Consider the following 12035-nt stretch of genomic DNA (forward strand, 5'->3'; position numbering starts at 1 on the left):
TTAACCTCGTTTATGGAAATAACACGGTAACGGCGCGTTCTAGAGCCTGCAGCAAACTGCTTGGGTCGTGCCGATGAGCTGCATCACGGGCTGGTACAATACTGTTTATAGTGGGTAATTGCAGCGCTGGGTCGGCATGATTGGTGATAACTAAGTCAATCGCTAATGGCCCGAGTTGCTGCTCCATCCAAGCTAGCCGTTCTGACAACGATAACCGCCCCGCAGGACTATGTTCTGGCAGTAGATTATCAATAAACACAACAGCTGCAGGGCTATCTGCGATGGCTTGTCGAATTTCAGCTACCAATAGCGGCGGCATGATGGAAGTTAAGAAGCTACCCGGACCGAGAATGATTAATTCGGACTGTAAAATATGCTGCACCGCCTCAGGGGTAGCGTGAACCTCGGGAGCTAATTTAAGTTGTCGTGGCATGTGACAGAGTTGATCAACATGCACTTCACCAAAACACTCCAGCTGCTCATGGGTTTCGGCGACTAAATCGACGGGTATCTCGGACATTGGCAAGATACGCGTGGTGATGTTGAGCAAGCGACTGAGCAGGGCAATGCCATCTAAGGGTCGCGCACTGACTTGATCAAGGGTGTAGAGTAACAAATTACCGAGATTATGACCGTCTAGCTCATGGCTATCGTCGAAGCGATAGTTCAACACCTCAGCGGCTAACGGTTGTTGCGTTAGTTGACTTAAGCAATTACGAATATCACCCCAAGCAATGGTCTGTTGTTGCTGCCGCAAACGACCGCTGGCACCGCCGTTATCGGTTGTCGCAACAATACCTATCAAGCGTTTGCGCATAAACATCAGACAATGCAGCACGCGACCCAATCCATGCCCACCACCAATGGCGGTGATAAGTTTGAGATCGCGAAGCTGAGTTCGAGTGTTAGCGCGCTTTATCATGTTGTGTGATTGTTACAATAAAAAGAATAGCGGTACTTTATGCCCATCTGATCACGGATTCAAGCAACCTTCCAAAGTAAAAGCTAAGTAAACGATGGGCAAGGGACTTAGCCGAAGCAAGACGACATGATATAACTATGATCCTTGGCATATCTCATGAGGATTATTTATGTTGACTAAAATGAAGCTTGTACCTTACCTAACTGCAGTCACCGCAGCACTAACACTCGCCGGGTGTGGTTCTAGCGACGACCCAGATACAGCAGTATTTTCGCTGGCTGTCAGTGACGCGCCGGTGGATAGCGCGGACGCTGTGTGGGCTTGTTTTAGTGCGATTGAGTTAATCGGCAATGAACAAGGCACGCAAGTGTTCACCATCGGTGAGGATAGCAATACCATCGCCAGTAACGATGTCTGTAAAGATAGTAACGGCGCAACAATTCCAAACACTCATGGTCTCGATTTATTGACGTTCACCGGTAGCGATTCAGAAACGATTCTCAATGGAGTAGAGGTTGCTGCAGGGGTTTATTCACAAATACGCTTGGTCATGGCGGCCGGTTCGTTCGTGCAAGTTGGTGATCAACAAATCCCCTTGTCGGTACCGTCGAACGAACTTAAATTTGATGGCGTGACCTTAAGTGCAGGCGGGCAAGCAAACTACACGGTCGAATTCGATCTACGCCAAGCGTTAGTCGACCCCGTAGGGCAAGCTGGCTACTTTTTAAAACCGCGTGGCGTTCGTTTAGTGGATAACGCAATGATTGGGCACATCGAAGGTAGTATCGCTGAAGCCTTGTTGATCAGTAACCAATGCACGGTTGCACCAACCGATGTGGGCGTTCCGGTAGCGAGCGTTTACGTGTATCCCGGTCATGGTTTGGATGCGACCACGTTAGCTGATATCGGTGGTTCGGAGACGCTTGAACCATATGCAGTAACAGGCGTCTATTATGATAACGTGAGTGCTTATGATTTTGCGATTGGTTTCGTTGACCAAGGCGATTACACCGCGGCGTGGACTTGCCAAATTGACGATGATCCTGAAGCCGACGATGTGATTGAGTTTATTGGTAGCAGTGAAATTCAAGTTGGTGCTGACGGTTCAGTGGTTCGCGTTGATTTCAGCGCAGGCTAGAGTTTTGTTGGTTGTCTCTCCCATTGGGCCTCATTTGAGGCCCTTTTTTCATCCTGTTAAGGCTTTTTTTTCAGGGCTATTCGCGCCATACTAACCGTCACTTCATGGGCTATGAGAATCACTATGATTGCGCCACTAAGTTCTAAGTCAGTGCTAGCACTGCTGCTCGCCCCTTGGTTGCTGATGACCAGCGCCGCAACAGCCACATCCTTGCCGACCACCGCATTATGTATTGCTGATCACCCGCACCAAATAACCGCAGAGGTAGCTGATACCGATCGCACCCGCGCGCGCGGGTTGATGATGCGTGCGCAACTTGCTGAGCATTCCGGTATGTGGTTTCGCTATCAAAGTGAACGGCCAGGAAGTAACGGTTTTTGGATGTATAACACGTGGATTGCACTGGATATCGCCTATTTAGACGCGCAACAGCGTATCGTTGCCATTATCCAAATGCAGCCCTGTGAGAGCATCGATCCAAGTCGTTGTCCGGTGTATCAACCCAATGTGCCGTACCATAGTGCGTTAGAAATGAATCTGGGCTATTTCGCTAAACATAATATAACACTTGGGGCGCAGGTAACCGAGTGTACCGACTCTTCACAACAAACAACAATAAAGGAGAAGCCATAATGAAACGCCTCACGGTGTTGGCTACGTCAGTCTTGTTACTGGCATGCAGCCCGGCCCCCGAACCTACCGCAAGTGAACAACCGAGTGCGGTATCGGTGGACTCGTACAGTTTTAATGAAAATTACCGCAGTTATTTAGAAACGCTTAGCGGTGATGACTTTGCTGGTCGCGCACCGGCGGGTGAGGGCGAAGCAAAAACTGTCGCCTTGGTCGAGCAAAAATTCTCACAGTGGGGTATTAAACCCTACAATGCAGATACCGGTAGTTATCAGCAACCGGTGCCATTAGTGCGTATGTTGCCGTATCAAGTCAGTGATATGCAGTTTAATCACGATGATTTAGCGGCATTCAGCTATCGCAATGACATGATGGCATGGTCACCGCGTGTGCAAGATGGTGTTGAGCTGATTGATAGCCCATTAGTATTCGCTGGCTATGGCATTGTTGCACCAGAGTATGGCTGGAATGATTATGAAGGCCTCGATGTTGCCGGCAAGACGGTTGTGGTGTTAGTCAACGATCCAGGCTACGACAGCGGTGATAGCGAAGTCTTCAATGGTAAAGCCATGACTTATTATGGTCGTTGGACGTATAAATTTGAAGAAGCCGCACGCCAAGGCGCTGCTGGGGTGCTGGTGATTCACGAAACCGGTGCTGCAGGTTATGGTTGGGGAGTGATTGCAGGTGGATCACCGCAACGCTTCGATTTAGCCCGCGATAATAACAACATGGATCGTAGCGAGATTGAAGGCTGGATCACGGAAGCCAGTGCCGATCGCTTGTTTGCGCGTTTAGGCGAAGATTACAAGAGTATGCGTCAGCGCGCTCAACAAGCAGATTTCAAAGCTATTGATTTAGGCACATCAATGTCGTTATCGGTAGCAACCAAATTTGATTATCTCGATTCGCCGAATTTAATTGGTTATATCGAGGGCGCTAAATACCCTGATCAACATGTTATTTATATGGCTCATTGGGATCATATGGGCGTTGACCCAATTAATCCTGATGATGGCATTTTTAATGGTGCACAGGATAACGCCAGCGGCACCGCTGGGGTTATGGCATTGGCAGAGTTCTACGCTAGTCAGCCGGCACCAGACCGTTCAGTGGTATTTGTGTTAGTCACAGCTGAAGAGCGCGGCTTATTAGGCTCTGATTGGTATGCTGATAATCCGATGTTACCGCTGGCTAAAGCAGTCGCAGGTATCAACATGGACGTGATGAATGTCTACGGTCCGATGCGCGACATGGTGGTAGTGGGTCGCGGTAATTCCGAGCTCGAAGACTACTTGCAAAAGTATGTTGAGCAACAAGGGCGTTATTTAGCTGCCGAGCCAAACCCTGAAGTCGGTTCGTACTACCGCTCAGATCACTTCAATCTGGCAAAACGTGGTGTACCGATGTTGTATGCCAAAGGTGGCAATGATCACATTGAGTTTGGCGTCAGTTACGGTCAAGAAAAGCGCGCTGAATATATTCGTGATGCGTACCATAAACCAGCTGACGAATATGACCCGAATTGGGATCTGCGCGGTGTGCAACAAGACCTGTGGCTGTATTATCAAGTTGGTCATGAGTTAGCTCATGGTGATGCTTGGCCGAACTGGTATGAGGGCAATGAATTCCGTGCTATCCGTGATGCCTCACAAAGTCAGCGGCAGTAACCGATAGTGAATTTATTGGCAGAAAGTTTCGGTGTTTTAGCACTGGTATTAAACTTCATTGCCTATCGTCAACCCAGTGCTAATGGTTATCGATTGATATCGGCCATTGCGCTGGGTTGTTTATCGGTGCATTTTTTCATGATTGAGGCAATGGCCGGAAGTATCGTTACCGGCATTGCTTTTGTTCGTAATTTAGTTGCCTTACGTTGGCAAGGGCCCTGGGTCTTATGGTCCTTTGTTGCTATTAATATCGGCTTTCTGCTGTATGAAATCATCGCCCCACAAGGCGGGCAGGCGGTTTATTGGGCGCTCGCATTAGCCTACAGCTCATCGATTATTTTCACGGTGGGTTCTATAAAGCTTAATGATCCAGCGTTAATCCGGCGCTGGTTTTTGTTAGCCGAGTCGCTGGGTCTGATGTACTCAGTGCTGGTTGGCAGCGTGTCAGGAACGGTCTTCAATATCGTTAATATCACCAGTATTTTACTCAAATTGTTACAAGATAGACGCGCCGCTAACTTGTAATCATCGGTACAGCCCACATAATAGTCAAAGATGTATTAACGATGAGAGCCTTATGCTGATTTATATTCGCAATATGCGAGCAAAATTAACCCCTCCGGCGGGTGCTAACCCGTTGCTTTTGATTCTAAGTTGGCTGGTTATGGGCTTGGTTTTTGTCATGGCAATTGGGCTTGGGCTATTGTTTTTGCTGGTCGGTTGGATTTTACTGCTACCGGTAATGTGGCGTCGGCGCCGCGAAATCAAGCAGTTTTGGCAGTTTAATCGTGCCGCCAAGCAAGCCGCCCAAGCGGCACAACAGCAACGCAGCCAATCTGCTAGCAATGCTGGTACTCATGAGCAACAAGCCGGGCGAGTATTTGAAGGTGAGTATCGCGATACTAGCGAGCGCTAACCCGTGGTAGACGGCGCAGCATGCGGCCGAGACCAGACAGCAGCAGATCACACGCCACTACGACTACCAACGCTAACAGCAAACCAGTCAGCAACGCCTGCTGGGTAAAGGGCACGTTGTAACTGTACATGCGCCAAGTACTTTCACGTAATTCGCCATCGCTTTGGCTCGCTAAAAACCACAGTTGCCCCAGATAACTGGTTTGCAGGCCGCGCTGCTGGCTGCGAAAAAGTTCGACACGGTTCACTAAGGTTTGAATGGGTTCAGCACTTTCTCGAATGGCATTATCACTAGAGCTACGATGATGATCGATGAGACGTTGTAGATCGCCAGCAAAATGTTTGCTGGCGATTTCTTGATACTGGCGGTAATACACCATAGCTTCGCTGTACTGGGCATCTAAGCGTTGCTGATATTGGGTCAAAAAGTTGGGGATTTGCACCCCAACAAAGGCCGTCATAATGGCAATAAGCAGCAACAGATAGCGGTATAGCATAATCACCTCGGTGACGTTATACCGATTGGTTTAATCGTGCTGTGGCGGTTTTGGTGGAAACCGTTTACGAACGATATAGAACAACAACGGTACAAAGAATATGGCTAAAATAGTACCACCTAGCATACCACCAATGACACCTGTGCCAATAGCCTGGCGACTCACTGCACCGGCGCCAGTAGAGAGTGCTAGGGGCAATACGCCAAAGGTAAAGGCTAACGAGGTCATCAATATTGGCCGCAAGCGCAGTTTAATCGACTGTAGCGTGGCATCGAGCAGGGCGACTCCTTGCGCTTGTAAATCTTTTGCAAATTCGACAATCAGGATAGCGTTGCGCGCTGATACACCGACCGTCGTTAATAAGCCAACTTGAAAATAGACATCATTTTCTAAGCCGCGCATGGTCGCTGCAAGCACTGCGCCCAATATCCCCAATGGCACTGTTAACATGACCGCAAACGGAATTGACCAACTCTCGTAAAGGGCGGCTAAGCAGAGGAATACAATCAGCAATGACAAAGCGTACAACATCGGTGCTTGGTCGCCTGATATTTTTTCTTCCAACGAAATCCCCGTCCACTCAAAGCCGATACCCGTGGGGAGTTGGCTAATCAGCTGTTCCATTTTCGCCATCGCATCACCTGACGAGAAGCCGGGGCTTGCCTCGCCTTGAATGTTCATAGCCGGAACACCGTTATAACGTTCTAGGCGTTGCGGGCCAAAGGTCCAGCGGCTACTTGAGAAGGCCGAGAACGGCACCATGTCGCCTTGATTATTGCGCACATACCATTGGTTTAAATCTTCCGGCACCATGCGGCTTTCAGCTCGACCGGCAAGATAAACTTTTTTCACCCGTCCGCGATCGGTAAAGTCATTGATATAACGACTACCAAAAGCGCTGCTCAGGGTGCTGTTGATATCACTAATGGCCAAGCCGAGTGCTTTAGCTTTGTTGTAGTCAATATCGATTTGGAACTGTGAGGTGTCCTCCAAACCATTCGGTCGCACCCCAGTCAGCGCTGGCTCTTGCGCTGCCATCCCTAACAGTTGGTTACGTGCTGCCAATAGCCCTTCATGACCAACCCCACCGCGATCCTGCAAGTACAGGTTGAAACCACTGGCGGTGCCCAGCTCAGGAATTGAGGGGAGGTTGAAGGCAAAGATCATGGCTTCACGGATTTGGCTAAAATAACCAAAGGCTTGACCGATAATCGCCTCAACTTGTAGTTCCGGGGTGGTACGCTCGTCCCAGTCGGTTAAGCGCACAAAGGCTAAGCCAGCATTTTGACCTTGGCCACTAAAGCTAAAACCAACTACCGAAAACACCGAGCGAACGCCCTGTGCCTGATCGAGGTAATAATCTTCAACCTTGGCCATAGTTTGTAGCGACTGTTCTTTGGTAGCCCCTGCAGGTAACTGCATTTGGGTTAAAAATACACCGCGGTCTTCGTTGGGAATAAATGAGCTGGGCATACGCGCAAACAGCATGCCCAAAACCACCACCAAACCAACGTACAGCAGAACAAAGCGACCACTGCGCGCGATGATAGATTGCACCGAGCTGCTGTAGCCTTGGGTAAAGCGGGCGAGGCCGCGATTAAATACCGCGAACAAGCCTTTCGGTTTGGTATGCACTGGTTTGAGTAAGGTTGCGCACAGCGCTGGTGAGAAAATGATTGCCACCAATACTGACAAGCCCATGGCTGAGATGATGGTAATTGAGAACTGGCGGTATACCGCGCCGGTTGAGCCACCAAAGAAGGCCATCGGCACAAACACCGCCGCCATCACCAAGCCAATGGCAACCAAGGCCCCAGTTATTTGCTGCATGGATTTAATGGTTGCTGCGCGCGGTGATAGGCCTTCGTCGGTCATCAACCGTTCGACGTTTTCCACTACCACAATGGCATCATCAACCAGCAGGCCGATGGCGAGCACAATACCAAACAAGGTTAGGGTGTTAATGGTAAAACCGAACGCTGACATGATGCCAAAGGTGCCGAGCAATACCACCGGAATAGCAAACGCTGGAATCAGCGTGGCGCGGAGGTTCTGCAAAAACAAGAACATCAATAAGAACACCAACAACACCGCTTCAAACAGAATTTTCACCACTTCTTGAATGGAGATTTCAACGAATGGCGTGGTGTCGTACGGGATCACCGCTTCAATCCCGGCTGGGAAAAATTGTTCCAGCTCGGCCAGTGTGGCTTTGACATTGGCGGCGGTTTCTAGCGCGTTGGCGCCAGTGGCCAAGTTTATCGCTAAACCTGATGCTGCTTGACGATTGAAGCGGCCTGTCACGCCGTAGCTTTCACCACCTAACTCTACTTCAGCCACATCAGCGACGGTTACGGTTGAGCCATCGGCATTCACTTTCAGGAGAATTTGCTCAAATTCGGCAACCGTCTGTAACCGCGTTTGGGCAATAATGGACGAGGTTAAGCGCTGGTTTTCAACAGCTGGAGAACCGCCCAATTGCCCAGCGGCGATCTGATTATTTTGCTCGCGCAGTGCAATAATGACGTCTTGTGGCGTTAAGCTGTAACGATTTAAGCGCGCAGGGTCAAGCCAAATGCGCATGGAGTAGGGCGTACCAAATAACTGAATACTACCCACACCTGGGGTTCGACTGATCGGGTCTTGTAGACTGCTGGCGACGTAGTCGCCGAGATCGATCTGATCGATATCTGGGTTACTTGAGACCAACGCAATAACCATCAAAAATGAGTTATTGGCTTTGGCCACAACTAACCCTTGGTCTTGCACCTCTTGGGGTAACAACGGCAACGCTAACTGTAATTTATTTTGCACTTGTACTTGCGCTATATCGGCGTCGGTACCGGCGGCAAAGGTCAGGGAAATACTGGCATTGCCCTGCGAATCACTGGTCGATGAAAAATACATCAAGTTATCAATGCCATTGAGATTTTGCTCAATGACCTGAGTAACGCTCTGTTCTAGGGTAGCCGCGGTGGCACCCGGGTAGCTGGCGTTAATTTGCACCGACGGTGGGGCAATTTGCGGGTATTGTTCCACCGGCAACTGGGTCACTGCAAGGCCGCCACCGAGCATAATCAGAATGGCGATAACCCATGCAAAAATGGGGCGATCGATAAAGAATTTAGCCATAAGTTACTTCACTTCCTCTGCCGTGACTTTGGCGCCAGGCTGGATTTTTTGCAGCCCTTCAACGATCACTTGATCACCGGCACTTAGCCCGTCTAACACAATCCAGTTGGCGTTATACGTGTTGCCAAGGGTGAGATAACGCATTTCGACCTCGCCTTGTGCATTGACCACCATGGCCGTGGGCCGGCCACGAGCATCACGGGTTACCCCTTGCTGTGGCACCAACAAGGTCTGTTGCAACTCGCCAGCTGCCAGCTCAGCACGCACATACATGCCCGGTAACAACCATTGGTCGGCATTATCGAATTGCGCGCGCAGGGTGATTGAACTGGTATCGCTATCGACGGTGACTTCATTAAACAACAAGGTACCGGTGAGCTGCTGTTCGCCCGCGCTGTCTAGTGTGATGGTGACGCGTGGACCCTGTTCGGAGTCGGTACTCAAGCGACCGCTGCGAGCAGCCTGTTGCAGACGCATAAATTCGTCACTGCTTTGGACAATATCCACATAAATTGGGTCGAGTTGGTGAATACTGGTCAGTGCTTGTGCTTGCCCAACTTGTATTAAGGCACCTACAGTCACACTAGAGCGCCCAATACGGCCGGAAATTGGGGCGGCTACGCGGCTGTAATCTAAATTCAGCTGGGCTTTCTGCAGTGCTGCTTGAGCGACCTGTTGATTGGCTTGGGCACTCAGAAAATTCGCCTCAGCCTCATCATAGTCTTGCTGACTGATAGCTTTTTCCTCAAGCAGACCTTTGGAGCGTTCATAGCGCGCAGCATTTGCTTGCAAAACTGCCTCGGCACTGGCTAGTGATGCTTGTGCAGCGGCTAATTCAGCTTCAAATAACGCTGGATCAAGTTGATACAATGGTTCGCCTTGCTGCACTAAGCTGCCCTCAACAAAACGTTGTTGGCGCAAAATACCGCTGACCTGTGGCCGCACTTCTGCTACTTTAAAGGCGGTGACGCGGCCGGGGAGTGTGGTTGATACGGGCACAGATTGTGGTGTTAGCGTGACGACTCCAACACTTTGTGGTGCGCCGGTATTCATACCGTCGCTTGTATGTTCCGCTTGACCGCAAGCGGCTAACCAAAATGTTGTCGCAAATGCTAGGCTAAGCGCTGCGAAAGGGCGTTGACGCATGTGTAATCCTCTTAATTTGTATGGCTTTTAGATAAGCATGATTGCCGCCAATTATACATACATACATGAATGTTTGTAAGTGGGATCAGAATCTTTTTACCCGAATAAAACGTAACAAAGAATGTGTGGCTAAGATGCGAACCAATCGTTTTAGTAAACAACTGATCTGGGCAGGCGCGGTGCTTGTACTAGGCATTACCCTGATGCTGGGTTGGAATTACTGGCAGACCAGCCAACCGGGTCGTGATCGCAATCAATTATACGTGGAATTGCTGGAGCGCTCAGGGCAATTTAACCGTGACTTGCCAAAGTTACTTGATCAGCAGACGCGCTTTGAGCGCGCTGAAGTGGTTAATTATGGCATGCGGTTTGTTTATGCGTTGATTGCGGTGGATCGATTTCAACATGATATCAATAGCGTACAAAAACAGGTTGAACCCTTTATGTTGAACAGTTTTTGTACGGCGAAAAGCATGCAGTTCTATCGCCAGCAGGCTGAATTTGTTGAGTACCTTTATCAAGACCGTAACAACATGAATTTATTTACTTTACGTTTTACCAGTGCCGATTGTGATAGCGCTGAACCTACTAGGAAATCCTCATGAAATTAACTCAGTTCGTTACTGCCGCAAGCGCCATGTTGATTGTCTCTATGGCGCATGCCGGGCAAGTTGAATACCACGATCAAGCGCGTTTACACGCTATCGCTGCAGCCGTTCAAGCTGATCGCATCGAGGCCGATATCACCACCTTGGTAGGCTTTGGTACGCGTCATACATTATCAGATACGGTATCTGATACGCGCGGTATTGGTGCCGCTCGGCGTTGGATCAAAGCTGAATTTGACAAAATCTCAGCAGCCTGTGGTGGCTGTCTTGAAGTTTATTATCAAAGCCGCGTTATTTCTGGCACTCCGCGCATTCCTGACGCGGTTGAGGTGGTCAGCGTGATTGCCGTGCAACGCGGCACCATTGATCCGAATCGTTACGTGATCATGAGTGGTGATATCGACTCACGCGTCAGTGACATTATGAACTTCACCGATGATGCCCCAGGCGCCAACGACAATGCCTCAGGTGTTGCCGGCACGCTGGAAGCAGCGCGCGTGTTAAGCCAGTACAAATTTGCTGGCAGCATTGTTTATGCCGCTCTAGCTGGCGAAGAGCAAGGCTTGTTTGGTGGCCGAATTATGGCGGAAACGGCACAACAAGATGGCTGGCGCATCAAAGCGGTACTGAATAATGACATGATCGGTAATATTACCGGTATCAATGGTGTCACCGATAACACCACGGCACGCATTTTTGCCGAGGGTACGCGCATGAACGAAACTGAGCAACAGGCTCGGCAACGCCGCTTCATGGGCGGTGAGGTGGATAGCCCGAGTCGCAACCTAGCGCGCTTTATCGATTGGATGGCAGACCGTTATATTCCCAACTTGGATACCAAAGTGATTTATCGCCTCGACCGTTTTGCCCGTGGCGGTCACCATCGGCCGTTTAACGACCTCGGTTTTCCCGGCGTGCGGATCATGGAAACCAATGAGCATTATGACCGTCAACACCAAGATCTGCGTGTTGAAGATGGCCGTCATTATGGTGACACCATCGATGGCGTAGACTTTGTTTATGCGGCCAAACTGACGGCCCTGAATGCGGTATCGTTAGCCGCAATGGCTTGGGCACCGAGCCCACCGGCGGCGGTCAGCATAAGCGGTGCGGTTAGCGCCAACACCACCTTAAAATGGGCCGCTGCTAGTGCCGAGGAGCAAGCATTGATCAGTGGCTATCGGGTGTACTGGCGGGATACTGATGCGCCGAATTGGCAACACAGCCGTTGGGTTGGTAATGTCACTGAATACACCTTAGAAAATGTCGTCATTGATAACTACTTCTTTGGCGTGGCCAGCGTTAGTAAAGACGGTTTTGAAAGCCCTGTGGTATTTCCAGGCCCAGCTGGTGCCTTTGGTGAATAACCACTGCAGT

Annotated in this window: 11 protein-coding genes; 7 read left to right on the forward strand and 4 right to left on the reverse strand. The window is 49.9% G+C overall.

The window, feature by feature from the left end; translation table 11 throughout:
* Positions 1–10: 10 nt before the first annotated feature.
* The gene (locus tag EFO84_RS10430) at positions 11–922 is read right to left on the reverse strand and encodes a gluconeogenesis factor YvcK family protein (protein ID WP_127348001.1); all 912 of its coding nucleotides are present in this window, start codon (positions 920–922) and stop codon (positions 11–13) included.
* Between the two features lie 169 nt (positions 923–1091).
* Between EFO84_RS10430 and EFO84_RS10435 the strand changes: the two genes are divergently transcribed.
* From EFO84_RS10435 to EFO84_RS10455, 5 genes are all read left to right on the forward strand, one after another.
* Entirely contained in the window at positions 1092–2060 is a 969-nt protein-coding gene (locus EFO84_RS10435; protein ID WP_205701975.1) for a DUF4382 domain-containing protein, read from the forward strand.
* Between the two features lie 123 nt (positions 2061–2183).
* Entirely contained in the window at positions 2184–2693 is a 510-nt protein-coding gene (locus EFO84_RS10440; protein WP_164742433.1) for a DUF192 domain-containing protein, read from the forward strand.
* Positions 2693–4360, forward strand: a complete 1668-nt coding sequence (locus tag EFO84_RS10445) for a M28 family metallopeptidase (RefSeq protein ID WP_127348003.1) — start codon at positions 2693–2695, stop codon at positions 4358–4360. The genes EFO84_RS10440 and EFO84_RS10445 overlap by 1 nt, the downstream gene beginning before the upstream one ends.
* A 6-nt stretch (positions 4361–4366) precedes the next feature.
* The gene (locus EFO84_RS10450) at positions 4367–4885 is read left to right on the forward strand and encodes a YgjV family protein (protein WP_127348004.1); all 519 of its coding nucleotides are present in this window, start codon (positions 4367–4369) and stop codon (positions 4883–4885) included.
* 52 nt (positions 4886–4937) lie between these two features.
* Complete coding sequence (locus tag EFO84_RS10455) at positions 4938–5276, forward strand: hypothetical protein (RefSeq protein WP_127348005.1); 339 nt, start codon at positions 4938–4940, stop codon at positions 5274–5276.
* Here EFO84_RS10455 and EFO84_RS10460 read toward each other — a convergent pair.
* From EFO84_RS10460 to EFO84_RS10470, 3 genes are read right to left on the reverse strand one after another with little or no spacing between them, the layout of a single operon-like run.
* The gene (locus EFO84_RS10460; protein WP_127348006.1) at positions 5263–5772 is read right to left on the reverse strand and encodes a DUF2937 family protein; all 510 of its coding nucleotides are present in this window, start codon (positions 5770–5772) and stop codon (positions 5263–5265) included. The two genes, EFO84_RS10455 and EFO84_RS10460, sit on opposite strands and share 14 nt — an antisense overlap.
* Before the next feature lie 30 nt (positions 5773–5802).
* Positions 5803–8904 carry an efflux RND transporter permease subunit gene (locus EFO84_RS10465; protein ID WP_127348007.1) on the reverse strand — a complete coding sequence of 1034 codons (3102 nt, stop codon included), beginning with the start codon at positions 8902–8904 and terminating at the stop codon, positions 5803–5805.
* 3 nt (positions 8905–8907) lie between these two features.
* Complete coding sequence (locus EFO84_RS10470) at positions 8908–10050, reverse strand: efflux RND transporter periplasmic adaptor subunit (RefSeq protein WP_127348008.1); 1143 nt, start codon at positions 10048–10050, stop codon at positions 8908–8910.
* A 134-nt stretch (positions 10051–10184) separates the two neighbouring features.
* Here EFO84_RS10470 and EFO84_RS10475 point away from each other — a divergent pair, with 134 nt between their 5' ends.
* Positions 10185–10655, forward strand: coding sequence for a hypothetical protein (locus EFO84_RS10475; protein ID WP_127348009.1), 471 nt, complete (start codon positions 10185–10187; stop codon positions 10653–10655).
* 32 nt (positions 10656–10687) lie between these two features.
* Positions 10688–12025 carry a M28 family metallopeptidase gene (locus EFO84_RS10480; protein WP_240642709.1) on the forward strand — a complete coding sequence of 446 codons (1338 nt, stop codon included), beginning with the start codon at positions 10688–10690 and terminating at the stop codon, positions 12023–12025.
* The last annotated feature ends 10 nt before the right edge of the window (positions 12026–12035 follow it).

Source organism: Pseudidiomarina mangrovi (assembly GCF_003999375.1).
GTDB lineage: Bacteria > Pseudomonadota > Gammaproteobacteria > Enterobacterales > Alteromonadaceae > Pseudidiomarina > Pseudidiomarina mangrovi.

Bases quoted from the DNA above. Each gene is read 5' to 3' on its own strand.
- EFO84_RS10470 (WP_127348008.1), bottom strand. From the start codon at position 10,050: ATGCGTCAACGCCCTTTCGCAGCGCTTAGCCTAGCATTTGCGACAACA.
- EFO84_RS10445 (WP_127348003.1), top strand. From the start codon at position 2,693: ATGAAACGCCTCACGGTGTTGGCTACGTCAGTCTTGTTACTGGCATGC.
- EFO84_RS10480 (WP_240642709.1), top strand. From the start codon at position 10,688: ATGTTGATTGTCTCTATGGCGCATGCCGGGCAAGTTGAATACCACGAT.
- EFO84_RS10455 (WP_127348005.1), top strand. From the start codon at position 4,938: ATGCTGATTTATATTCGCAATATGCGAGCAAAATTAACCCCTCCGGCG.
- EFO84_RS10475 (WP_127348009.1), top strand. From the start codon at position 10,185: ATGCGAACCAATCGTTTTAGTAAACAACTGATCTGGGCAGGCGCGGTG.
- EFO84_RS10435 (WP_205701975.1), top strand. From the start codon at position 1,092: ATGTTGACTAAAATGAAGCTTGTACCTTACCTAACTGCAGTCACCGCA.
- EFO84_RS10430 (WP_127348001.1), bottom strand. From the start codon at position 922: ATGATAAAGCGCGCTAACACTCGAACTCAGCTTCGCGATCTCAAACTT.
- EFO84_RS10460 (WP_127348006.1), bottom strand. From the start codon at position 5,772: ATGCTATACCGCTATCTGTTGCTGCTTATTGCCATTATGACGGCCTTT.
- EFO84_RS10440 (WP_164742433.1), top strand. From the start codon at position 2,184: ATGATTGCGCCACTAAGTTCTAAGTCAGTGCTAGCACTGCTGCTCGCC.
- EFO84_RS10465 (WP_127348007.1), bottom strand. From the start codon at position 8,904: ATGGCTAAATTCTTTATCGATCGCCCCATTTTTGCATGGGTTATCGCC.